This window comes from Mangrovibacter plantisponsor, from assembly GCF_003182475.1.
Classification (GTDB): Bacteria; Pseudomonadota; Gammaproteobacteria; order Enterobacterales; family Enterobacteriaceae; genus Mangrovibacter; species Mangrovibacter plantisponsor.
In genome coordinates this window covers 121486-146102 of record NZ_QGTS01000007.1, presented here as the reverse complement: position 1 = coordinate 146102, position 24617 = coordinate 121486, and the positions used below count along the sequence as shown (strand labels likewise).

Annotated in this window: 22 protein-coding genes; 16 read left to right on the top strand and 6 right to left on the bottom strand. The window is 52.2% G+C overall.

The features are described 5' to 3' along the window. The first annotated feature begins 219 nt into the window (after positions 1-219). From DES37_RS12850 to DES37_RS12835, 4 genes are all read left to right on the top strand, one after another. Positions 220-2274: a putative bifunctional diguanylate cyclase/phosphodiesterase gene (locus DES37_RS12850; protein WP_110026030.1), complete on the top strand. Its 2055-nt coding sequence runs from the start codon at positions 220-222 to the stop codon at positions 2272-2274. Between the two features lie 991 nt (positions 2275-3265). Further along, positions 3266-3931: a hypothetical protein gene (locus DES37_RS12845; RefSeq protein ID WP_110026029.1), complete on the top strand. Its 666-nt coding sequence runs from the start codon at positions 3266-3268 to the stop codon at positions 3929-3931. A gap of 235 nt (positions 3932-4166) precedes the next feature. Then, entirely contained in the window at positions 4167-4976 is an 810-nt protein-coding gene (locus tag DES37_RS12840; RefSeq protein ID WP_110026028.1) for a winged helix-turn-helix domain-containing protein, read from the top strand. Then, positions 4976-5455: a FidL-like protein gene (locus DES37_RS12835; protein WP_110026027.1), complete on the top strand. Its 480-nt coding sequence runs from the start codon at positions 4976-4978 to the stop codon at positions 5453-5455. Before DES37_RS12840 ends, DES37_RS12835 begins: the two co-directional genes overlap by 1 nt. 69 nt (positions 5456-5524) lie before the next feature. Here the strand turns inward: DES37_RS12835 and flhA are convergent, their stop codons facing one another. The 6 genes from flhA to hypA form a co-directional block, all read right to left on the bottom strand. Then, positions 5525-7612, bottom strand: a complete 2088-nt coding sequence (flhA, locus tag DES37_RS12830) for a formate hydrogenlyase transcriptional activator FlhA (protein ID WP_110026026.1) — start codon at positions 7610-7612, stop codon at positions 5525-5527. Between the two features lie 110 nt (positions 7613-7722). After that, complete coding sequence (gene hypE, locus DES37_RS12825) at positions 7723-8733, bottom strand: hydrogenase expression/formation protein HypE (protein WP_110026025.1); 1011 nt, start codon at positions 8731-8733, stop codon at positions 7723-7725. After that, positions 8730-9851, bottom strand: a complete 1122-nt coding sequence (hypD, locus tag DES37_RS12820; protein ID WP_036109701.1) for a hydrogenase formation protein HypD — start codon at positions 9849-9851, stop codon at positions 8730-8732. Before hypD ends, hypE begins: the two co-directional genes overlap by 4 nt. 1 nt (position 9852) lies before the next feature. After that, entirely contained in the window at positions 9853-10128 is a 276-nt protein-coding gene (locus DES37_RS12815) for a HypC/HybG/HupF family hydrogenase formation chaperone (protein ID WP_036109698.1), read from the bottom strand. Continuing rightward, positions 10119-11003, bottom strand: a complete 885-nt coding sequence (gene hypB, locus DES37_RS12810) for a hydrogenase nickel incorporation protein HypB (protein WP_036109696.1) — start codon at positions 11001-11003, stop codon at positions 10119-10121. Before hypB ends, DES37_RS12815 begins: the two co-directional genes overlap by 10 nt. Positions 11004-11012: 9 nt before the next feature. Then, on the bottom strand, positions 11013-11357 hold the full coding sequence (gene hypA / locus DES37_RS12805; protein ID WP_036109693.1) for a hydrogenase maturation nickel metallochaperone HypA: 345 nt from the start codon (positions 11355-11357) through the stop codon (positions 11013-11015). A gap of 226 nt (positions 11358-11583) precedes the next feature. Here hypA and hycA point away from each other — a divergent pair, with 226 nt between their 5' ends. From hycA to hypF, 12 genes are all read left to right on the top strand, one after another. Beyond that, positions 11584-12051: a formate hydrogenlyase regulator HycA gene (gene hycA / locus DES37_RS12800; protein WP_110026024.1), complete on the top strand. Its 468-nt coding sequence runs from the start codon at positions 11584-11586 to the stop codon at positions 12049-12051. Between the two features lie 86 nt (positions 12052-12137). Beyond that, on the top strand, positions 12138-12746 hold the full coding sequence (locus DES37_RS12795) for a 4Fe-4S dicluster domain-containing protein (RefSeq protein WP_036109689.1): 609 nt from the start codon (positions 12138-12140) through the stop codon (positions 12744-12746). Continuing rightward, positions 12743-14572 (top strand): formate hydrogenlyase subunit 3, encoded by a 1830-nt coding sequence (hycC, locus tag DES37_RS12790; protein WP_110026023.1) that lies wholly within the window; start codon positions 12743-12745, stop codon positions 14570-14572. Before DES37_RS12795 ends, hycC begins: the two co-directional genes overlap by 4 nt. A gap of 2 nt (positions 14573-14574) precedes the next feature. Further along, a complete protein-coding gene (locus DES37_RS12785) occupies positions 14575-15501 on the top strand; it encodes a respiratory chain complex I subunit 1 family protein (protein ID WP_110026022.1) in 927 nt (308 codons plus the stop codon). Between the two features lie 17 nt (positions 15502-15518). After that, positions 15519-17228 (top strand): hydrogenase large subunit, encoded by a 1710-nt coding sequence (locus DES37_RS12780; RefSeq protein ID WP_036109681.1) that lies wholly within the window; start codon positions 15519-15521, stop codon positions 17226-17228. Between the two features lie 41 nt (positions 17229-17269). Further along, positions 17270-17812, top strand: a complete 543-nt coding sequence (locus tag DES37_RS12775) for a formate hydrogenlyase complex iron-sulfur subunit (protein WP_036109678.1) — start codon at positions 17270-17272, stop codon at positions 17810-17812. Next, positions 17812-18576, top strand: a complete 765-nt coding sequence (locus tag DES37_RS12770) for an NADH-quinone oxidoreductase subunit B family protein (RefSeq protein ID WP_110026021.1) — start codon at positions 17812-17814, stop codon at positions 18574-18576. Before DES37_RS12775 ends, DES37_RS12770 begins: the two co-directional genes overlap by 1 nt. Beyond that, on the top strand, positions 18576-18986 hold the full coding sequence (locus tag DES37_RS12765; protein ID WP_036109672.1) for a formate hydrogenlyase maturation HycH family protein: 411 nt from the start codon (positions 18576-18578) through the stop codon (positions 18984-18986). The genes DES37_RS12770 and DES37_RS12765 overlap by 1 nt, the downstream gene beginning before the upstream one ends. Continuing rightward, positions 18979-19446, top strand: coding sequence for a hydrogenase maturation peptidase HycI (hycI, locus tag DES37_RS12760; protein WP_036109669.1), 468 nt, complete (start codon positions 18979-18981; stop codon positions 19444-19446). The genes DES37_RS12765 and hycI overlap by 8 nt, the downstream gene beginning before the upstream one ends. Before the next feature lie 161 nt (positions 19447-19607). Then, a complete protein-coding gene (hydN, locus tag DES37_RS12755) occupies positions 19608-20153 on the top strand; it encodes an electron transport protein HydN (protein ID WP_036109666.1) in 546 nt (181 codons plus the stop codon). Between the two features lie 37 nt (positions 20154-20190). Next, entirely contained in the window at positions 20191-22338 is a 2148-nt protein-coding gene (gene fdhF / locus DES37_RS12750) for a formate dehydrogenase subunit alpha (RefSeq protein ID WP_036109663.1), read from the top strand. Between the two features lie 46 nt (positions 22339-22384). Beyond that, a complete protein-coding gene (hypF, locus tag DES37_RS12745; RefSeq protein WP_110026020.1) occupies positions 22385-24616 on the top strand; it encodes a carbamoyltransferase HypF in 2232 nt (743 codons plus the stop codon). Position 24617 lies beyond the last annotated feature (1 nt).

The following is a 24617-nucleotide window of genomic DNA, read 5'->3' as shown; positions in this document are numbered from 1 at the left end:
AGTAATTGTGTGAATTAACGCAATGAAACCCGGATAATAAATATGGTTTTGTCAGGCATTATTTTTGTTGATTCGCTATGAGGCTTTTCGCCACAATAGCTGTGCTAATTTCTGGCCATAGACAAGCACGTATTCCCGGTCCGGCGGTGCGCTGTTTTTACTCTGGTGTGTTTACCCGGATTATATGAGCCCTGGACTGTGTTTATCTGAGATGTTTGTATGATGGTTGCCCACTATAATCCTGTTCTTGTGGCTATTTCTTTCCTGGTTGCTGTTGTTGCTTCTTATACTGCTCTGGATATGGCGGGCAGAGTCATGGAAGTAAAAACCCGGGCTACCCGTTGGTGGCTGGTTAGCGGTGGAACAGCAATGGGGATTGGTGTCTGGGCTATGCATTTTATTGGCATGCTGGCGATGGTTATGCCAGTCCAGCTGGCCTACAACTTGCCACTGACACTCCTTTCTTTACTTATGGGCATTGCGGCATCGCTCTTTGCTTTGCATCTGGTGTGCCACGCTGTGTTGCCGTTGCACCGGTTAATCAGTGGCAGTATCACGATGGGAAGTGGCATTGTTGCAATGCACTATACCGGCATGATGGCTGTTGAGATCTCACCTGCCATCATTTGGGACCCGGTCTGGGTCGCGGCCTCTGTTATGGTTGCTTTTATCGCGGCAGGTTGTGCTCTGTATTTAACTTTCCATTTGCGCCTGCGCCGCCGGGCTGTTCATGCGTATCGGGTCGCTGCCGCCTGTGTTATGGGTGTTGGTATTGCCGGGATGCACTATACCGGAATGATGGCGGCCCATTTTCCTGGGCACGCCCATGGCGTCCATGGGCTGAACAGTAACTGGATGGCTCTGCTGGTTACTCTTGTGAGCCTGACAATTCTGGGGATTGCTCTGCTGACTTCAGTGCTGGATGCGCGCCTGCACAATAAAACCAGTGAACTGGTGAATTCATTAGCCCGTGCGAATGCGGAGCTGGAAGAGCGTGCCCATTACGACTGGTTAACCGGGCTACCTAACCGGGGCTGGCTGGAACAACAACTGGCTGTCGCACTGGCACAAGCCCGTAGTGAAAACCAACGCTTTGCCCTGATGTTCCTTGATCTGGATGATTTTAAACAGGTCAACGACCGGTTAGGCCACCAGGCCGGGGATCTCTTGCTGGTGGATGTAGTGGCGCGAATGAAGCGCGTGCTGATGAACCGCGGCATTCTTGCCCGCCTGGGTGGCGATGAGTTTGTTTTATTCATGCCAGTGACACGCGCAATTGAAGCGGCGGCGCTCGCCAAAGAGTTGGTGGCGAGTGTGCTGGCTCCTTATAGTTTAGCGCAGCAATCTGCCCGGGTGAGTTTGAGCGTGGGTATCGCTCTTTACCCGGAAGACGGGCGCGATGTGCGTGAGTTAATGTTTAACGCCGACACCGCCATGTATTACACCAAGCAACATGGGCGCAATAATTTTCATTTTTACCAGCACGGAATGGGAGACCGGCAAATCCAGGAAAACCAGTTGATTTCGGCATTGCATCAGGCACTCAGAAATCAGGAGTTTTGCCTTTATTACCAGCCTAAATTTTGCGCTCCCACTGGTGCCATTATTGGTTTTGAAGCCTTAATTCGTTGGCAACACCCGGAAAAAGGCTTGCTGTCTCCAGACAGTTTTCTGCCTTGCGCAGAGAAGTATGGTTTGATTATTGCTGTAGGGAACTGGGTGCTGGATGAAGCCTGCCGGCAGTTAGCACAATGGCGTAGTGAAGGTGCCACTCACTGGTCGGTGGCGGTGAATTTATCTGCTCTGCAACTGGCACAGCCTGAGCTGGTAGCGCAAGTACTCACTTGCCTCGAAAAATACCAACTGCCACCGGATGTGCTGACACTTGAGATAACAGAAACCTCTGCCATAAATAACCCGCAAGAAAGCGCTTCCCGCCTTGCGCAATTGAAGGCGCGTGGCGTGAAAATCTCCATTGATGATTTCGGGACTGGCTATGCGAATTTGCTCTACCTGAAAGCCCTGCCAGCCAGTGAGCTGAAAATTGATCGCGCGTTCATTAAAGATACAGATCCCGGTTCGCAAAACACGGCAATTGTTGCGTTGATAATTGAACTTGCCCGCTCTCTGAAACTCAACGTAGTGGCAGAAGGCGTAGAGACTAAGGCCCAAAAGGACTTTTTTACCGGTCTGGGGTGTGATGTACTGCAGGGGTATTTATTAGGGAAACCACTGCCAGCTCAGTCTGTTATGCCTCTGTTACAGGAGCGGTAATCACACCAGGTATCTTATACTGTGGTTCCAGGCGTTATAGTAAATTGGTTCCTGGAACTTAACCACCCGGTATTGAAGGGGGAAAGGCAGAGCTTAATACGCGTTCGGCAGCTATTTCTGAAGCCCTGTATATACGCAAGATAACATCGTACAGGAGATATCATGTTGTTGGCATACCTGAAACCCGTGAAGAGTGGTCGTTCTGCCATTTACCGTGAGTATAAAATTTAGCCAGTCTGTTTTATTCAGCATGCAATGGGTATTTAATAAAAATGAATTAATGCCTGTGAGCAAAATCCTGGTTAGTGTAATAGCTATTTCTGGCTTGCTATTCTGCTACTTTTGTTATTCCTGTTTATCTCTGCTGGTCTGGCCGCACCTTGCGGCAGGCCTTTATTCATAGCCCGGTGAAATAGTGGGTTTCCTGAGGTAATTGTAGAAATTAATAGCCTGCCAACCCACATTCCTGTTGATGATTGCGAAAATGTAATAAGCCGTATCAACACCGTGAAAAATCCCAAATGTTCACAATGTTTATAAAATGTTTTGTATTTAATGTTTTTGGTTATTATCTTGTTAAATTGAAGCATTAAAATGCATTAAAATGCATTAAAATGCATTAAAAATGCTACATGCATCACATAAATAGTTCTTTTAAGATTTTTTTTGCCCGTTTTTTTTCGGGATTTTCTATTTTTTGATTCGTTTGCCTTAAGTTTTTTTAGCGTTTTATTCTTGATTTTTGTTATTAAATGGTTTTAAACAATTAAAAATAGTAATTTAAAGGTGTTTAATTTTACATTGAGTCATATGAGTGGTTTTATATTCCTCACTGATATCACGTGTTTCTTCTGCTGGTGTGTGGGAAGAAAAAGTAAAAGTAAACGCTTCAGAGCGCAAAGCCTGGTTCCTGAATCCTGAATAGTGTGCATGACTGAAGCCCGTTTATTGTGTGCGTTATTAACAAGACTAAGGCTTAATAGGGTCTATTATGAGCAATCAAATTCATATTGATGGTGAAAACTATTTTATTACACTGGCTATAAAAAAAGTGGTGGAGGATGTTGTCAGAAAGAGCCAGTTAAATATTGGTCACCTCAGAATGGTTGTCGTGGTTGATGCCACTCCTTTTCTGGAACTACAGCGTTTCCAGAAACTGGATCTTGAAGCCTGGGATCTGATTTTCTGTTCAGGTTATTTCTATAATATTGTCAGTGAATTTTCTCCAGAGAAATTAAATAAATTTATTTGTGTTGATAATAATATTACTGAGTTGCGTAATGATTTGGCAGTACAGCTCAATGATATGCACAGAGAAACGATTGGCCTGAATCTGGCAGATGAGCTAAGCCCGCAGAAACCACTGTTTACTCCTTGTGAACTGGCTTTTATTAATGACTATTTTTCTTGCATGCGCGCAAAACAAATTGCCCGGGTTACTGGTAATAATGTGAAGTCTGTTTCAAATAAGAAGCGCAACATCATGAATAAAATCCATTGCACGAAGAACAGCGATTTTTATATCACGTTGTATTTTCTTAATATGTTGCATAAAGTTGAACTGGAATTGCACGAACCGAAAACCAAAGTGCGTACCACTGTTGCCTGGCAACGGGTTTCCGGCCAGGAGGCTGCTGCATTTCAGTATGCACATTAGTGGTGTATTAAAGGAAAAGGTCTGCTTAAACCTGTGCCTGGTTTGAGTTGTTTTGGCACCACATTTGAATACCACGATGTGGTGTAAATCTGTAGCGGTGTAAACCCGTTGTATGGATACAGGGCAGTTTAACTGCATGGTTGTACAACAGCATAATGACAGAACTATGCTATGCTATGCCAATCCTGGTGACAGGAGCACACGGAAACTAAAGGCGGCCTTAACTTAATCCCATATGAATTATCTTATCGCTAATACCGTCATCTATGACACGGAAAATGGCGTCTTACTGATGCAGGACGCACAGCATCAGGATGAAGCAAAAACGCTGACGCCAACCGCTAATCGTATTCTTGCTTTATTATTGTCTGCCCCGGGCGAGGTTTTTAAACGTGAAGAGATTCTCGATAAGGTCTGGGAGTCTCAAGGGCATACCGGGTCAAACAGCTCCCTTAATCAGTACATCAGTATTTTGCGCAAGACACTGTCTGCGTGGATAGAAGATGATGACATTATTGTTTCCGTGCCGCGTGTCGGGTTCTACTTTAATTCCGCTATTTCGGTTGCCCCCTGGGTTGAAACCCCAGTGGAAGAGCCTGATACCATACCTGAAGCGCTGCCAGGCGTAACCACTCATCCCGATTCGGTACGCTCTTCGCTTATTCCTATGGCCGTTAATTTGATTCTGATTGCGGCTATTTTGCTGGTGAGCACCCTGGCAGTAAAAAGTTATCGGGAAGTTCATGTCTCACCACTGTACAGCAAAGTTTATTCTCAAGGGAAACTGGGCTTATGCCAGTTGAACTCCTGGCAGAAGTTATCGCCGGAGATGAAAAAAAACGCGCTGGATATCCTTAATCTGGCCGCTCCTGAGATAAAAGAAAAGTGCCTGAGTGAACCTGCTGTGGTTTATTTCCAGGTTCAGAAACAAGTTTATTTGGGCAGGGAAGGGCGAATGTTTGTTGCTACATGCTCACTGGAACAAGGGCAGAATAACCTGCTTTACTGCGACAGTACCTATAAATATAACTGGAGGAAGCCGTAATGGTGTCGCGGATTCTGGCGGGTGTGTTAGTGGTGGCAATGTGTGGGCTGGCGGTGGTCAAAATCACCAGTACTGCAGACCCGGTGCTACTGAATTGCGAAGCCAGCCTGCATTATGAGGACGCATCTTCCGCTGTGCCCCTTGCTTATGATGGCACAATTACCTTTCATGTTTCCGGGAAAAATACCGGGCAGTTTATGCTGGCGGGTAACGTTCGCTACCAGAATCAGCTGTATTCACTGTCCCGCATGGCTGTGTTCGACTACGACAATATTGTACTGAACCAGTACCGTTTGAAAGTGACCAGTATGGAGCGCATGGGGCATGATACCTTGCCAGAAAATGTGTTCCCGATGGTTTTTAAACGCCTGAGCCTTGGCAATTCACTGGTGTTGTATATTAACCCGGTGAATTCACAAACACTGATTATTGGCAATGTTGTGTCGCCAATTGCCCTGTGCATGCATCAGGCGAAATAACGCAGGCTCTGTGCAACGGGCTGGATGTCACCGGGTAACAGAGCCCGGTGACCGTGAAGTATGAACGGTTTACTCAATCATCTCTTTGGTTATCCCCAGCCGTTTCATCCGGGAAAGCAACGTGGTGCGTTTAATACCCAGGCGTTGCGCAGCACCCCGTGGCCCGGCAACCACCCCATTAGTTTCTTTCAGAACGCGCAAAATTTGCTGGCTTTCGTCTTCACCCTGTAATGGCGTATCTGTATCTTCCGGCAGTTCAAAACTGGCCCGGTCATTCAGCGTCACCTGTTCAGGCAAAGAGAGTTGCAACACACTGCCGCGGGTCAGCAATACTGCACGTTCAATCACATTTTCCAGTTCACGGACATTACCCGGCCAGTCCATACGGCTCAGGGTGCGCAGTGTCTCTGCCGGAATGCTGTCAATACTGCGGCCCATGCGGCGTGCTATCTTGAAGGTGAAGGCTTTTACCAGTAACGGGATGTCTTCACGGCGTTCACGCAGGGGAGGTAACTGGATGGGGAAAACATTCAGCCGGTAGTAGAGGTCGCTGCGAAATTCCCGGTCAGCAACCATCTGTTTCAAATCCCGGTTGGTGGCGGCTATCAGCCTGACATCGGCGTTGATAACTTTATTGCTTCCCAGGCGTTCAAACTCTTTTTCTTGCAATACGCGCAATAATTTGGGCTGCAACTCCAGGGGCATATCGCCCACTTCGTCTAAAAAAAGCGAGCTTTTATCTGCCAGTTCGAAGCGGCCAATACGCTGGGTGCTGGCACCGGTAAATGCGCCACGTTCATGGCCGAACAGGTCACTTTCCAGCAAACCAGCGGGCATGGCCGCGCAGTTGATTTTTACCATGCGCCGGTTGTTACGCCCACTCAGGTTGTGGATAGCACGGGCAATCAGTTCCTTGCCGGTACCGGTTTCCCCAAGGATAAGCACGGTACTGTCGCTTTGTGCGACCATTTCCACCTGTTTCATAACCGATGACATCACGTCACTGCGGCCAATAATTTCACCAAACTCACTGGACACATTATTAATTTGTTCAGTGAGTGCCAGGTTTTCATCCACCAGTTTTTCTTTCAGCCGGTGAATTTCCTGGTAAGCCAGCGCATTGTCTACCGCAATAGCAATACGCTCGGCAATCTGGCGTAATAGTTTGATATTACTGGCGGTAAATACTTTCTCTTCACACTGCGCCAGCTTCAGTACACCAACAATATTTTGCCCGAACATCAGTGGTAACAGGCACAGTGTCTGGATCTGGTTGCCCCACATTTCAAATAACATGCGTTCATAAGGCGCGTGTTCATCGCGCTGGTTCAGGTTGACCAGCAGCATTTCGCGGCTTTTAAACACCCGTTCAGATAAGGTGCCAGCTTCATCCACTTCACTCTGATCATGTACCGGAGCCGCTTTGTCCACGTAATGAGTAGACCAGATGCTGACCTTGTTCTTGCGCGAGTTACGCAACACCACACTGATAGAGTCAATATTAAAGTAGTGATGGATCTCTTTTGCTGCTTCACTGACCAGTTCATCGAGATGCAGTTTTGATAAGACGGCATTGGTGATGGCAACCAGTATGCGGAAGTCGTCCCGTTCCCGGCACAATATCTGGTATTCGTAACTGGAAGTCAGGCGATGCTGAATTTGTTCCGCAGCCACACCTGCCACCTGGGTAAATATTTGCAGGCGGGCAAACTCTTTCTCGCTCCAGTTTTGCGGGTTCTGGCGAATAAATTCACAGGCTCCGAAAATATGGCCTTCAGCCGCCAGGGGTAACAACCCATAGTGCCCAAAAGAGCGATATAACGGCATTTGTGCCAGTTGTGGCCAGGTGTCTTTAAATTCTTCGTATTGGCAGTGCAGCGCTTCCGGGCGTGACAATATCCGGCGCAGTGGGCCGTTTGCCAGTGCAGTTTCGTCTTCGTATTCCAGTTGCGAGCCTTTGCCGTCGGTGCCATAAAAACTGGCTCGCTGGTGATGGGGCTGCCAGAGCAGAATATTCGCCTGGTCTGCCAGCCCGGCCTGGCGAACCAGTTGGGTGAGTGCTTCAGAAAGCGCGCACAAATCAGCCTGTTGCAATAAAGTCCGGGTGATATCGAACAGACCTTGCTGCCCGAGATCGCTCATCGGTGTATATGACATAGTGCCCATCCAGTCAGGCGCGCCTTATGGCGCACCTTGTTATTATTTTCATGTGTGACTTTAGTACATCTTAACGAATGGCAAAAAAGAAACGCCAAAAACTTATGCCATCAACAAATGCGCGGTAACGGCTCCGCGTGAGGAAGGTCCAGGGTGCGTTTTACACCGTATAAACCGGTTACCCGCACACCTTTGCGTTCGACTACCTCGCCAATAATGGCCGCTTCTGCGCCAAGGGGGTGAGCACGAAGTTGCGCCAGCACACCCTCGGCTTTGTCGCGTGCCACAACAATAACCAGCTTGCCTTCATTGGCAAAATTCAGTGCGTCCAGCCCCAGTAACTCGCACACGCCGCGTACCGCCGGGTGTAAGGGCAGGCTGGCCTCATTGATTTCCATACCACAGGCACTGACTGCCGCATATTCATGCAGAACGGCATTCACGCCGCCACGGGTGGCATCGCGCATGGCTTTAATGCCTTGCAGGCCAGTCACTGCCTGAATCAGCGGGGTTAACACGGCACAATCGCTGCGCAACTCGCCATCCAGCCCAAGGGATTCACGCAGGTTAAGAATTGTGGCGCCATGGTCGCCCAGTGTGCCACTGACCAGGATAACATCGCCCGGTGCAACCTGGTTTGCGCCCCAGTTCAGGTGGTGAGGCACTGCGCCAATACCGGCGGTATTGATAAACAGCTTATCTGCGGCACCGCGCGGCACCACTTTGGTATCCCCGGTGACTACGGCAATACCGGCATCCCGGGCTGTTTTGGCCATACTGGTGACCACCCGTTCCAGAGTGCCATAATCCAGGCCTTCTTCGAGAATGAATCCGCAGGAAATCCAGCGTGGAATTGCGCCACTCACTGAAACATCGTTGGCGGTGCCACAAATAGCCAGTTTGCCAATATCCCCACCGGGAAAGAACAGTGGGTCGATGACGTAGCTGTCAGTGGAAAATGCCAGATGGTCGCCGCTTTTGGTTAATACATCCAGCGGTAAACGCGCCTGATCTTCCTGGGTTGCCAGCCAGGGGTTGTCGAAGGCGTGCATAAACAGCTGGGCGATAAGTTGTTGCATTGCCTGCCCACCACTACCGTGGGCGAGGGTAACGGTTTTCATGCCACTGGTTCCTCTGCTCGATATTGATACCAGGCAGCACAGGCACCTTCTGAAGACACCATCAGCGCGCCAAACGCACTTTGTGGGTTGCAGGTTTTACCAAACAACGGGCACTGGTGCGGTTTACAGCGGCCGGTAAGCACATCGCCACACCTGGCTCGCGGGTCGTCATTGACTGACTGGCGCACCGGGTTAAAGTGCCGTTCGGCGTCAAAACTCTGGTACTCGGGGGTTAAATGCACCCCGGATGCGTCAATCACGCCCAGACCACGCCATTCGCTGTCGCCATTAACCACAAACACATCGGCGATGGCCTGTTGTGCCAGTTTGTTGCCTTCATCAGGTACCACGCGGCTGTACTGGTTTTCCACGCATGCGTGATTCGCTATTTTCTGCTCAACCAGCATGGTTACGCCTTGCAGTAGATCAAGGGGTTCGAAACCAGCAACCACTAAAGGGCGATTAAATTGTTGCGTAATGAAATTATAAGCCTGGGTGCCTATAACCATACTGACATGGCCGGGGGCAAGAAACGCATCAATCTGGTTATCTGGCTGCTCCAGTAATTTTTGCAGCGTGGGGATCAGGGTGATGTGCTGGCAGAAAAAATAAAAATTATTGATGTTTTTTGCTTTTGCCTGGCGCAGGGTGATGGCCGTGGCGGGCATCGTGGTTTCAAAACCCAACCCGAAGAACACCACTTTATGGCCCGGGTTTTGTTGAGCCAGTTTCAGGGCATCCATTGGCGAATAGACAATACGGATATCCGCACCAGCCGTTTTGGCATCCAGCAGGGAACCCTGGCGGCCAGGTACGCGTAAGGCATCGCCAAAAGTACAAAAAATAACTCCGGGACGGCGGGCAATATCAATACAGGTGTCAATGCGCCCCATTGGCAGCACACACACCGGGCAGCCCGGGCCATGAATAAATTCAATATTGGGTGGTAACAACTGGTCCAGGCCAAATTTGAAAATGGCGTGGGTGTGCCCGCCACACACTTCCATGATGCGCAGTGGATGCTCTGGCGTGGCACCCAGCAGCGGAGCCCGCTGGGCGAGGTGTGCCAGAAGTTTGCGTACCTGTTCGGGGTCGCGATACTCATCGACCAGATGCATATTAACGCTCCTCGCCGTACAGCAGGGCGCCTACATCAGGCTCAACGTCAAACATATTCTGTAAGGCATCCAGAGTATCCCGGGCTTCCTGCTCATCAATCACACTCATGGCAAACCCAACATGCACCAGTACCCATTGCCCCAGGCGCGGCTGGCCCTGTTCGTCGTGTTGCCCAACCAGGCTTAAATCGACATCACGCTGGATGCCACAGACATCAACTTTTGCCTGGTTGTCATCCAGCAGGGCGCTGATTTGCCCGGGAATGCCTATGCACATTGTTGCGCCTCCAGCCAGTTAAGCCAGGTCTCCATGCCGTCGCCTTTGGTGGCTGACAAAGAGATAATTTCAATTCCCGGGTTAACTTCACGAGCGTAAGCGAGGCATTTTTCCACGTCAAAATCCAGGTATGGCAGTAAATCGACTTTATTGAGGATCATCAGTGAAGCGGCGGCGAACATGTGCGGGTATTTCAGTGGCTTGTCTTCACCTTCGGTAACAGACAACACAGCTACTTTATGGCGTTCACCTAAATCAAAACTTGCCGGGCACACCAGATTACCCACGTTTTCAATAAACAGAATGCCATGGTTGTCCAGCGGCAGGCGGTGCATGGCATCGTGAATCATTTGCGCATCAAGATGGCAGCCTTTACCGGTGTTCACCTGGATTGCCGGTGTGCCTGTTTCACGGATACGTGCGGCATCGTTAACTGTTTGCTGGTCACCTTCGATAACGGCGCACGGCACTCGCCCTTGCAGGCGTTTCAGGGTTTCAGTCAGCAGGGTCGTTTTACCTGAGCCCGGGCTTGAGACCAGGTTGAGAACCAACTGTTGTTGTTTGGCAAACCAGGTACGGTTCTGGCGAGCCAGTTGGTTGTTTTTGTCCAGAACGTCAATTTCCACTTCCAGCATACGGCGCTGGCTTTGGCCTGGCGCGTGGCTACCGGCTTCACCGTGCCCATAATGCAGGTCGCCGCCTGTCAGTTCATCTGGCGCGAAGTGGGTGGTTTCCGGTGCCAGTCCGGTGATACTCAGTTTATGAGCAACAGAAGCCGACGCCGCGAAAGGCGCACTACGGAAAGGTGAGTGGGGATTATGCTCATCGCCTTCGATATAACGGTTGCCTTCACCGCAACCACAAGTGGTACACATACAGCACTCCTACTCGATTTCCAGGCGCATTATCTGCATACCGTCGTCGGCCACTATCTGGAGCTTATCGCTCTGGCACTGCGGGCAACGGCGCACGCGCTGGGTTAATAACGTGACATATTGCTGGCACTGCGGGCACCAGCACTCAGCCTGTTGTTCTTCTATATGCAGGGCACAGCCTTCTGCCAGTGTGCCGCGGCACACCAGTTCGAAGCAGAAAGTCAGTGCGCTGGTTTCCACGCAGGAGAACGCGCCAATCTTGAGCCAGACAGCGGTAATACGCTGTGCGTTATTCTGGCGAGCCTGCTGCTCCATTAATTCGACAGCACGCTGGCAGAGTGTAATTTCGTGCATAACTGCTCCTCGTGAATCACTCTGCGCACCCGATGCAATAAAAGTGCCATGTTTTATTTTCCCCCAGGTAAAGAAATGTCGTCAGCGATGACGACGATGACGAAAATGACATGTCAAAAAGCTGCTCATTGGTTTGATTTTAAAATAAATACTTAAAAAACAATTAATTAAAAATTGGCACGTTATGTGCTTATGGAGGGAACTTCCATCAAAAGAGTAACGCAACATGACCATTTGGGAACTGAGCGAAAAAGCTGAATACATTGCCGACCGGCATCGCCAGCTACAGGATCAGTGGCATACCTACTGCAACACCCTGATTCAGGCCGTCACGTTATCAAAAGCACACCTGTACCACGCAGTGGGATGCAGCCCCGACGAGGATCTCTGCTTTGTGCTGTTTGACCACTTTATTGTGCACATTGAGCCTGCTAAAGGCTTTAACTGCCACACCATCGAATATGCCTTAAGTACCCGTGATGATAACACCCGGCTACTGATTGGCACGGCTGAGCTGAGCAACGCCGGACAGATAGATAACACCGTGAATATCCGCGACCGCCAGCAGGTGCTCGACCACTACCTTGGCAAGATTGGCAGTGTCTACGACAGCCTGTACCAGGCAGTACATGATGATACGCCACTGAATGTCAGTGAGCTTAAACAAGAACTGGCCCGCCACGCACTGGCCTGAGCCTTAACCTGTGTCGACATCTGTCGAAATTGACAGTTTGCGGCATGTTTTCGTCAAAAATGACTATCGACCCGAGGACATACCCGGTGAATCGTTTTGTTATCGCCGACTCCAGGCTGTGCATAGGTTGCCATACCTGTGAAGCTGCCTGTTCTGAAACGCATCGCCAGCAGGGGCTGCAATCGCTGCCGCGCCTGAAAGTCATGCGCAATAAAAATGAATCCGCGCCGCAGTTATGCCACCACTGTGAAGACGCGCCATGCGCGACCGTGTGCCCGGTCAACGCGATTAAACGTGTTGATGGCGCTGTTCAGCTCAATGAAAGTTTGTGTGTGAGCTGCAAGCTGTGCGGTATTGCCTGCCCATTTGGCGCTATTGAGTTCTCCGGCAGCCGCCCGCTGGATATTCCGGCCAACGTCAATACATCTAAAGCGCCTCCGGCACCGCCCGCTCCGGCCAAAGTCAGCAGCATGCTGGACTGGGTGCCAGGTATTCGTGCGGTGGCTGTGAAATGTGATTTATGCCAGTTCGATGAGCAGGGCCCGGCCTGTGTACGTACCTGCCCGACCAAAGCACTGCGTGTTGTGGACAACGCAGATTTGGCGCTGGCCAGCAAACGTAAACGTGCGCTGACGGTGAATGCGAATTTGGGTGATTTGTCTTTATTCAATACCGGGACGGAGGCAACTAAATGAATGCGTTGTCGTTGATGGATGGCGCGGTGCTCGGTTTTATTATTACCGCAGTGCTGGCGCTTTTCTTTGCCTTTTCCCGCACGCTCAGTGGCCTGCTGGCCGGGGTGTGTGGCGCGGCCAGTAGCCTGATGGCTATCCTGGCGGCAGGTGCCGTGCTGACTGGGGCTGCGCCTCAGGCTGTCAGCTCGTTCAGCTTTATGCATATGACGTTTCAGCTAACTGCATTAAGCAGTATCTGGCTGATTGCGCTGTGTATTCCGTCACTGTTCGTCAGTGTGTTCAATATTGCCTGGCACCGCCATGAAGATGTCCGTTGCAATGGTTTCTTATTGAATTTGCTGATGGCTGCAGCACTGCTTGCTGTGACAGCCACTAATTTCGCCATGTTGATTGTGATGGCTGAAATCATGGCGTTGTGTGCTGTGTTTCTTACCGGGTGCAGCCAGTCTGGCAAGTTGTGGTTCTTACTGGGCCGCCTGGGTACTGTTCTGCTGGCGGTTTGTGCATGGCTCCTTCGGGCGCGTTACGGCACCCTGGATTTTGCCGACTTACAGCCCGCGGTCAGTGCATTTCCGTTAACTCCGGCTATCTGGATCCTTGGCCTGCTGGGTTTTGGCCTGCTGGCAGGCATTATTCCCTTGCATGGCTGGGTGCCACAGGCCCATGCCAATGCTTCTGCGCCAGCAGCGGCAGTGTTTTCGGCTGTGGTGTTGAAAGTGGGCCTGTACGGCATTCTCACTTTGTCTTTACTGGGTAGCCAGTTGCCGCTTTGGTGGGGTGTTGTGGTGCTGTTGCTGGGCATGTTAACTGCCTTTGTCGGTGGGCTGTATGCGCTGATGGAGCACAACATTAACCGCCTGCTGGCTTACCACGCGCTGGAAAACATCGGCATTATTTTGCTGGGCCTTGGCGTTGGGCTGATTGGCTGTGCGCTGAATGACACCGTGCTGATTGCCCTTGGGCTGACCGGCGGTTTATATCACCTGATTAACCACAGCTTGTTTAAAACCACCTTATTCCTTGGTGCCGGGGCTGTATGGTTCCGCACCGGCCACCGCGATATTGAGAAGCTTGGTGGTATGGGTAAACGCATGCCGGCGATTTCTCTCGCCATGCTGGTGGGGCTGATGGCGATGGCCGCATTACCGCCACTGAACGGCTTTGCTGGTGAATGGCTGATTTACCAGTCTTTCTTCCATTTGAGTAATGCCCCTGTGTTTATTGGCCGCTTCTTTGGGCCGCTGATGGCTGTTGGCCTGGCCATTACCGGGGCGCTGGCTGTGATGTGTATGGCGAAAGTGTATGGCGTGACGTTCCTTGGCGCGCCGCGTACCGCCGCCGCTGAACAGTCTCGCAGTGCACCGGTATTAATGAACATCAGTGTTATCGGGCTGGCATTGTGCTGCGTGGTGGCGGGTGTGGCTGCGCCCTGGCTGTTGCCATTACTGCAACAGGCTGTGCCATTACCGCTGGTTACCGCACATACCACCGTTTCTCAACCCATGATGACATTGCTGCTGGTGGCCTGCCCATTCCTGCCTTTCCTGCTGATGTTGTTGCTCAAAGGCGACCGCCTGGCTGCCCGCAGTAAAGGCATGGCCTGGGTATGCGGCTACGACCACGAAAAATCAATGGTGATTACGGCTCACGGTTTTGCCATGCCAGTGAAAGGGGCGTTTGCTCCGGTACTGAAATTGCGTAACTGGTTGAACCCGGTGCGTCTGTTTCCGGGCTGGCAGAGTGAATGTGTGGCGGGGGTATTCCGTCGCCTGGCCTTAATCGAACTGGCTGTATTGCTGGTTGTTGTCATTACCCGAGGAGTCTGAAGATGAATACTGTGTTACTGGCCTGTATTCAGGCGCTGGTGCTGTTTGCACTGGCTCCCCTGATTGCTGGTGTGACGCGCGTTGCCCGTGCCCGGCTGCATAACCGCCGTGGGCCGGGCCTGCTCCAGGAATACCGTGATTTAGTTAAGCTGTTGGGCCGCCAGAGCGTGGCGCCTGCGGCATCTGGTTGGGTGTTCCGCCTGACACCTTTTGTGATGTGTGGTGTGTTGCTGACGATTGCCACCGCGTTGCCGGTGGTGACAATAGCTTCTCCCCTTGCACCACTGGGTGACCTGATAACGCTTCTCTACCTGTTCGCTATTGTGCGCTTTTTCTTCGCCATAGCCGGTCTGGATACCGGCAGCCCGTTTACTGGCCTGGGTGCCAGCCGTGAGGCAATGCTCGGGGTTCTGGTTGAACCCATGTTGCTGTTGGGTTTATGGGTGGCAGCGTTAGTGGCTGGTTCCACTAATGTTGGCAATATCGCATTGATTATTGCGCACTGGCCTGTTTCCCACAGCATTCCATTGGTTCTGGCTCTGGTTGCCTGTGGCTTCGCCACATTCATTGAAATGGGCAAACTGCCGTTCGACCTGGCGGAAGCTGAACAGGAACTGCAGGAAGGGCCGTTATCGGAATACAGCGGTGCCGGGTTTGCTGTCATGAAATGGGCAATCAGCCTGAAGCAACTGGTGGTGCTGCAAATGTTTCTTGGGGTTTTTATCCCCTGGGGGCAAATGACTCAGTTCTCCTGGTCTGGCCTGGCGCTGGCGGTGGTTATCGCGCTGGTCAAACTGGTGGTTGGGGTGCTGGTGATTGCTCTGTTTGAAAACAGCATGGCGCGTTTGCGTTTTCTTGCCACCTCCCGGGTTACCTGGGCCGGGTTCGGCTTTGCCTTTTTAGCGTTCGTCTCCTTGTTGGTGGCGTGATTTAAGAGAGTGTATCCATGTCAGAAGAAAAAATCGGCCAGCAGTATATTGCTGCGCTACATCAGGCTTTCCCGGGCGTTATCCTGGAAGAAGCCTGGCAGACCAAAGACCAGATAACATTAACGGTTAAGGTCGACCGGCTGCCTGAGGTGGTGGAACATCTCTACTACCAACAAGGTGGATGGTTGTCAGTGTTGTTTGGTAATGACGAACGCCAGTTGTGTGGTAACTACGCGGTCTACTATGTGCTGTCGATGGAGCAGGGCGTGCGTTGCTGGATTACGGTTCGTGTTGAAGTAGACCCGGTGAAACTGGAGTACCCGGCGGTAACGCCACGAGTACCGGCTGCGGTGTGGGGCGAGCGTGAAGTGCGCGATATGTATGGCCTGCAGCCTGTCGGGTTGCCCGATGAGCGCCGCCTGGTACTGCCTGATGACTGGCCGGATGATTTGTATCCGCTGCGCAAAGACAGCATGGACTACCGCCAGCGCCCTGCACCGACCACCGATCAGGAAACTTACCCGTTCATTAATGAACTGGGCGACAAGAAAAACAATGTGGTGCCGATTGGCCCGCTGCATGTCACCTCGGATGAACCAGGGCATTTCCGCCTGTTTGTTGATGGCGAGAACATCATTGATGCCGACTACCGGTTGTTCTACGTCCACCGTGGTATGGAAAAACTGGCTGAAACCCGCATGGGTTACAACGAAGTGACATTCCTGTCTGACCGGGTGTGTGGCATTTGCGGTTTTGCACACAGCACGGCCTATACCACCTCTGTGGAAAATGCCATGGGGATTCAGGTGCCGGAAAGGGCACAGATGATCCGCGCCATTCTGCTGGAAGTGGAACGCCTGCACAGCCACCTGCTCAACCTGGGGCTGGCCTGCCACTTTGTGGGTTTTGATTCCGGCTTTATGCAGTTCTTCAAGGTGCGTGAGCATTCCATGAAAATGGCCGAGATCCTGACCGGTGCGCGTAAAACCTATGGCCTGAACCTGATTGGCGGTATTCGCCGCGACATGCTCAAAGACGACATGATTCAGACACGTAAACTGGCTCAGCAAATGCGCCGTGACGTGCAGGATCTGGTCGATATTCTGCTAAGCACGCCAAATATTGAACAGCGTACCGTGGGGATTGGCCGCCTTGACCCGCAAATCGCCCGTGACTTCAGTAACGTGGGCCCAATGGTGCGTGCCAGTGGGCATGCCCGTGATACCCGTGCGGATCACCCGTTTGTCGGCTATGGATTACTGCCAATGGAAGTCCACAGCGAGCAGGGCTGCGATGTTATTTCCCGCCTCAAAGTGCGGATTAACGAAGTGTTTACCGCGCTGAATATGATTGACTTCGGTCTGGATAACCTGCCGGGTGGCCCGCTGATGGTGGAAGGCTTCACGTATATTCCCCACCGCTTCGCTTTAGGCTTTGCTGAAGCGCCGCGTGGCGATGATATCCACTGGAGTATGACTGGCGACAACCAGAAATTGTATCGCTGGCGCTGCCGTGCCGCGACTTATGCCAACTGGCCAACTCTGCGTTACATGTTGCGCGGTAATACCGTGTCTGACGCACCGTTGATTATCGGCAGTCTTGACCCGTGCTACTCCTGTACGGACCGTATGACGGTAGTGGATGTGCGTAAACGTAAGAGCAAAGTTGTGCCATATAAAGAGCTCGAACGTTACAGCATTGAACGCAAAAACTCGCCACTGAAATAACGTCTTTGGCGCCCGCGTTTGGCGGGCGCAGAGGAGCAATGATGTTTACGTTTATCAAAAAAGCGTTGAAAACCGGGGTGGCAACACAAAGCTACCCGCTCAGCCCGATTGAGGTTGATAAAAATTTCCGGGGTAAGCCACAACATAACCCCCAGCAATGCATTGGTTGTGCAGCCTGCGTCAATGCCTGCCCGTCTAACGCACTGAGTGTGGAAACTGACCTGGCAACTGATCAGCAAGCCTGGCAGTTTAACCTTGGGCGCTGCATTTTTTGTGGCCGGTGCGAAGAAGTTTGCCCGACAGCCGCAATTAAGCTCTCCCAGGAGTATGAACTTGCCGTATGGCGTAAAGAGGATTTCCTCCAGCAGGCGCGTTTTGACCTGTGCCATTGCCGGGAATGCGGCAAGCCTTTTGCGGTACAAAAAGAGATTGATTACGCCATTGCTTTGTTAGCCCATGAGGGCGACCCGCGCGCGGAATCACGCCGGGAAAGTTTTGAAACCTGCCCGGACTGCAAGCGTCAGCAGTGCCTTGCGCCGTCAGATAAAATTGATTTCAGCCGCCAGATGAAGGAGGCCAGCTGATGAGCAACCTGTTAGGGCCACGCGACGCCAACGGGATACCGGTTCCCATGACAGTGGATGAATCCATTGCGCAGATGAAAACGTCGTTGCTGAAAAAAATCAAACGCTCTGCCTATGTTTACCGGGTGGACTGCGGCGGTTGCAACGGTTGTGAAATTGAAATCTTCGCCACTATTTCACCGCTGTTCGACGCTGAACGCTTCGGGATTAAGGTTGTGCCATCACCACGTCATGCCGACATCCTGTTATTCACTGGCGCGGTTACTCGTGCGATGCGCTCACCGGCGTTGCGGGCCTGGGAATCAGCTCCGGATCCGAAAATCTGTATTTCTTACGGTGCCTGTGGCAACAGTGGTGGCATCTTCCATGACCTGTATTGCGTCTGGGGCGGTACCGACAAAATAGTGCCGGTTGATGTCTATATTCCAGGTTGCCCGCCGACACCTGCAGCCACACTGTATGGTTTTGCCATGGCGTTAGGGTTGTTGGAGCAGAAAATTCATGCCCGTTTGCCGGGAGAAGTGGATAACCTGCCTGCACAGTTATTACACCCGGATATGGTTCAGCCGTTGCGTGTGCGTATTGAGCGTGAAGCGCGCCGCCTGGCGGGCTACCGCTATGGCCGCCAGATTGCCAATGATTACCTGCGTATGCTGGCACAGGGTGAAGATAAAGTGGGGAGCTGGTTGTCGAGCGAAAATGATCCGCGCCTGAGTGAAATTGTTGGCAATCTGCAAAATCTGGTGGCCGGGGAGCGTGTCTGATGAGTGAAACCGTGGTGTTCAGCCAGTTGAGCCGCAAATTTGTCGATGAAAACGACAATACGCCCGCAGATGCCCAACAAGTGGTGTATTACAGCCTGGCGATTGGCCACCATCTGGGGGTGATCGACTGCCTGAAGGCCGCGTTGACGTGCCCTTATCCGGCTTACCAGGCATGGGTGGCAACACTCGAAGCGGGTAGCCAGGCGCGGCGTAAAATGGAAGGTGTGCCGCGTTATGGTGAAATCGTTATCGACAGTACCCATGTCGACATGCTGGCTTACGCGTTTGATAACGCCCGCAGCCAGCAAACGCCGGAGCAACAAAGCTGGAGCGAGCAAATGCTGGCAATGTTGCAGGCTATTCACCAGGAGCCGGCAGTGTACCTGATGGTCAGGAGGCAACATGACTGACGTATTGTTATGTGTTGGCAACAGCATGATGGGCGATGACGGCGCCGGTCCGTTACTGGCCGAGCGCTTTCGTGCAGCTCCTCAGGGTAACTGGGTGCTGATAGATGGCGGCAGCGCCCCGGAAAATGATGTTGTGGCGATTCGTGAATTACGGCCAGACCGCCTGCTGCTGGTTGATGCCACAGAAATGGGGCTCAACCCAGGCGAAATCCGGGTTATCAACCCGGATGATATTGCCGAAATGTTTATGATGACCACCCATAATATGCCGCTGAACTATTTGGTTGACCAAATCAAAGAGGATGTGGGCGAGGTGATTTTCCTCGGTATCCAACCCGATATCGTGGGTTTTTATTACCCCATGACGGCTCCGGTGATTGCTGCCGTGGATGAAGTTTATGCCCGGCTTGCCAGTTGGGAAGGGCAGGGCGGCTTTGCCTTACTGGAGCCAGACTGCTGATTTTTAGCTGTCATCATGTTGTCAAATGTCATCGTCACTTGTGTCGATGACATTTTTTTTGGCAAAAATAAAAAATAAAATCGTTAAATAACAATGCATTAATAGTTGGCATGAAACGTGCTTAATAAGCGCGGAAACCACTATTACTGCTGGAGAAGTAGATGAACCGTTTCATCCTTGCTGATGCGAGCAAATGTATCGGGTGTCGCACATGTGAAGTGGCATGTGTGGTATCTCACCAGGAAAACCAGGATTGCGCTGCGCTGACGCCACAGACTTTTCAACCACGCATTCACGTTATTAAAGGCGTCAACGTTTCGACGGCAACCATGTGCCGCCAGTGTGAAGATGCTCCCTGTGCCAATGTTTGCCCGAACGGCGCCATCAGCCGCGATAAAGGTTTTGTTCATGTTATGCAAGAACGCTGCATTGGTTGTAAAACCTGTGTTGTTGCCTGCCCCTATGGCGCGATGGATGTCGTCGTGAAACCGGTAGTGCGTAACAGCGGTGCCGGGCTGAATATTCAGGCTGAAAAAGCAGAAGCGCACAAATGTGACCTGTGTTTTCACCGTGAAAATGGCCCTGCCTGTGTTGAGGCCTGCCCGACCAACGCAATTGTTTGTGTCGACAGAAATAAGCTGGAGTCAATGAGTGCGGAAAAACGCCGCCGTGCTGCTCTGGATACCACCACATCGCTGATGTTTTAATCTCAGTGACTTTCAACTTTTAACAGGTCTGTTATAGATGAAAAAGATTACCAGTGTTTGCCCCTATTGCGGAGCAGGCTGCAAACTGAAACTTGTCGTTGAAAACAACAAAATCATCCGTGCTGAAGCGGCTGATGGCAAAACCAACCAGAATGAATTGTGCCTTAAAGGCTACTATGGCTGGGACTTCCTGAACGATACCAAACTGCTGACACCACGCCTCCAGCAGCCAATGATCCGCTATGAAAAAGGTGGCAAACTTCAGCCTGTTTCCTGGGAAGAAGCTATCAGCTACACCGCAAAACGTTTAAGTGATATCAAAGCCAAATATGGCCCGCGTTCTATCATGACCACCGGTTCTTCTCGTGGTACGGGTAACGAAACTAACTTTGTGATGCAGAAGTTTGCCCGTGCGGTGCTCAATACCAATAACGTCGATTGCTGTGCGCGTGTGTGCCATGGCCCGTCTGTTGCCGGTTTGCAGGCAGCATTAGGTAATGGGGCAATGAGTAATTCCATTGGTGACATTGAGAATTCACGTTGCCTGCTGGTAATTGGTTACAACTGTGCGGATTCACACCCAATCGTGGCGCGCCGGGTGATTAAAGCCAAAGAAAATGGCGCCAAAATTATTGTTTGCGACCCGCGTCGCATTGAAACCGCCCGTATCGCTGACCAGCATTTGCAAATTAAAAACGGTTGTAACATGGCGCTGGTGAATGCCTTCGCTTATGTCCTGCTGGAAGAAAACCTCTACGACAAAGAGTATGTTGCGAAATATACCGAAGGTCTGGATGCTTACCGTGAAGTGGTAAAAGACTACGCACCGGAAGCTGTAGAACACCTGACTGGGGTTAGCGCGCAGCAAATTCGCCAGGCGATGCGTACTTATGCCGCGGCACCTTCCGCCACTATCATGTGGGGTATGGGTGTTACTCAGTTTGGCCAGGCTGTTGATGTGGTTAAAGGTCTCGCAAGCCTTGCGCTGCTGACCGGTAACCTGGGTCGTGAAAATGTTGGTGTTGGCCCGGTTCGTGGTCAGAACAACGTACAGGGTGCCTGTGACATGGGGGTTCTGCCTAACCAGTTCCCGGGCTACCAGGATGTTACCGACGCCGATGTGCGTGCCAAGTTTGCCAAAGCCTGGAATATTGACCCGGCAATCATGGATGACAAAGTGGGTACCCGCATTACCGAAGTGCCACACCTGGCGCTGGAAGGGAAAATCAAAGCCTACTACATCATGGGCGAAGACCCGCTGCAAACTGAAGCCGACCTGGGCCTGGTGCGTAAAGGGTTTGAAGCGCTCGATTTTGTTGTCGTGCAGGATATCTTCCTGACTAAAACCGCCGAAGTGGCCGATGTGCTGCTGCCTGCTACCTCCTGGGGTGAGCATGGTGGTGTCTTCACTTGTGCTGACCGTGGTTTCCAGCGTTTCGAAAAAGCCATTGAACCGCAGTACAACGTGAAACGTGACTGGGAAATTATCAGCCTGCTTGCGACAGCAATGGGTTACCCCATGCACTATGAAAACAACCAGCAAATTTGGGATGAGTTGCGTGAGTTGTGCCCGCTGTTCTATGGCGTAACCTACGAAAAAATGGGTGATATGGGGCACGTTCAGTGGCCTTGCCCAACGCTTGACCACCCGGGTACCCAGTACCTGTACAAAGGTAACAAGTTCGATACCGATAGCGGCAAAGGTAAATTGTTTGCTGCACAGTGGCGCGCACCGGCTGAAGTGCCGGATAACGACTACCCGCTGGTATTGTGCACCGTGCGTGAAGTGGGCCACTACTCTTGCCGTTCTATGACCGGTAACTGTGCGGCACTGCAAACGCTGGCAGATGAACCTGGCTTTGTACAACTCAACCCGGAAGATGCGCAACGCCTTGGCGTGAAAGACCAGCAACTGGTCTGGGTGGCTTCCCGCCGCGGGAAAGTTATCAGCCGTGCCAATATCAACGAGCGTATCAATACGGGGGCCGTGTACATGACCTACCAGTGGTGGATTGGCGCATGTAACGAACTGACTCAGGACAACCTGGATCCTATCTCCAAAACACCGGAAACCAAATATTGTGCGGTTAACGTGACGGCGATTGAAGACCAGCGCTGGGCTGAAAATTATGCACAAACCACTTACAACGATATGAAAGCACGCCTGCGCGAAGCTATCGCATAAGGCTGACAATGCGCTGCGGGCCTGGCTCGCAGCGCATGATAAGAAGATGAGCGATAACGGTATTTGTTTACGCATTCGCGGCAAAGTTCAGGGTGTGGGGTTTCGTCCCTTTGTCTGGCAACTGGCGCAACGTTTGAATCTGGCTGGCGATGTCTGCAATGACAGCGCTGGCGTGCTGGTGCGCCTGTATGGCGACAGCCAGGCGTTTGTTAACGGGCTGCATCACGATTGCCCTCCGCTGGCACGGATTGACAGCATTGAGCCGTCACCCTTTCACTGGGGGGCACAGCCGCAGGGGTTTGCCATTCGCCAGAGCGAAACACAGGGCGCAATGGTGACGCAAATAGCCCCGGATGCGGCAACCTGCCCGGACTGCCTGGCTGAAATGAACGACCCGCTTGAACGCCGTTATCGCTATCCTTTTATCAACTGTACACACTGTGGCCCGCGTCTCACGATTATCCGGGCGATGCCTTATGACCGGCCAAATACAGTTATGGCCGATTTTCCGCTCTGCAGTGTGTGTGAAAGCGAGTACCAGAACCCGGCTGACCGGCGTTTCCATGCTCAGCCGGTCGCCTGCCCGGAATGTGGCCCTCAACTCTCCTGGCAGCGTAGCGGGGAACCCGCACTGGCAGGGGAAGAGGCACTGCAGCAGGCTGTCGCCTGTTTGTTGCGTGGTGAAATTGTGGCAGTTAAAGGCCTGGGCGGATTTCACCTGGCCTGTGACGCAACCAGCCAGCAGGCAGTGATGCGCCTGCGCCAGCGCAAACAGCGCCCGGGCAAGCCACTGGCGGTGATGCTGCCAGATGCCACATCACTGAGCGCCAGTGCGCAGGAACTGTTGTTAACCCCGGCGGCACCCGTTGTGCTGGTGGATAAAACCCAGGTTAACCACCTGTGTTCCGCCATTGCGCCTGGGTTGAACGAAGTGGGGGTTATGGTGCCAGCCAACCCCATCCAGCATTTATTGATGCAGGGTGTGAAACGCCCGCTGGTGATGACATCCGGCAACCTGAGCGGTAAGCCTCCGGTTTTGAGTAATGAGGAAGCCTGTAGCGACCTGGCTGATATTGCTGATGGTTTCCTGCTGCATAACCGCGACATCCTGCAACGGATGGATGATTCAGTACTGGCTGCAGACGGTGCGATGCTGCGCCGGGCCAGGGGCTTTGTGCCCGATGCCTTACTGCTACCGCCTGGATTTACCGCTGTTGAACCGCTGGCGAGCCTCGGGGGCGACCTTAAAAATACCTTCTGCCTGGTGCGTGGTAACCAGGCTGTTATCAGCCAGCATTTAGGTGACCTGCACGACCCTCAGGTGGAGAAGCAATGGTGGCAGGCCTGGCGCGTGATGTGCGAAGTCTATGGCTTTTCACCCCGGCATATCGTTGCCGATGCGCATACAGGTTACCGTGCTTATTCCCTCGCTTGTGAAATGGGCCTGCCGGTACAAACGGTATTGCACCACCATGCGCACCTGGCCGCATGTATGGGGGAGCATGGTCTGCCACGGGAAACCGAACCGGTGATAGGGCTCAGCCTGGACGGTATTGGTATGGGCAGTGATGGCGCGTTGTGGGGTGGGGAGTGTTTGCTGGTGGACTACCGCCAGTGCCGCCACCTGGGTGGGTTGCCAGCGGTTGCATTACCCGGCGCAGACCTGGCCGCACGCCAGCCATGGCGTAATTTTCTCGCACAATGCCTGGCTTTTGTTCCCGGCTGGCAGAGCAACCCGCACTGTGCCAGTTTGCTGGCACACCCCTGGTCGGTGCTGGAAAAAGCGATTGCCCGGGGAATTAATGCGCCACTGGCGTCTTCTGCCGGGCGGTTATTTGATGCAGTAGCGGCAGCATTGGGGTGTGTTGCAGACCAGCAAACCTGGGAAGGGGAAGCGGCCTGTAGCCTTGAAGCACTGGCTTTGCAGTGCTCGGGTTTCCGGCACACCATTTCCTTACCCGTGGAGAATAATACGCTGGGGCTTGCTGCTTTCTGGCCCGCTTTTCTGGCGCTGAATGCAACGGTGCCAGAAAAAGCCTGGGTGTTTCATGATGTTCTGGCGCAGGGCTTCGCCCAACTGGCGCGATTGCACGCGCGGGCACAAGGTATTTCTACGGTCGTCTGTGCTGGCGGCGTTTTTCACAATCGGCTTTTTCGCCAGCGCCTTCTGCACTGGCTTGGCGATTATCGTGTGTTGTTTCCCCATGATCTTCCTGCAGGAGACGGCGCACTTTCATGGGGGCAGGCGCTGGTTGCGGCTGCCCGGTTGCAGGGATAAC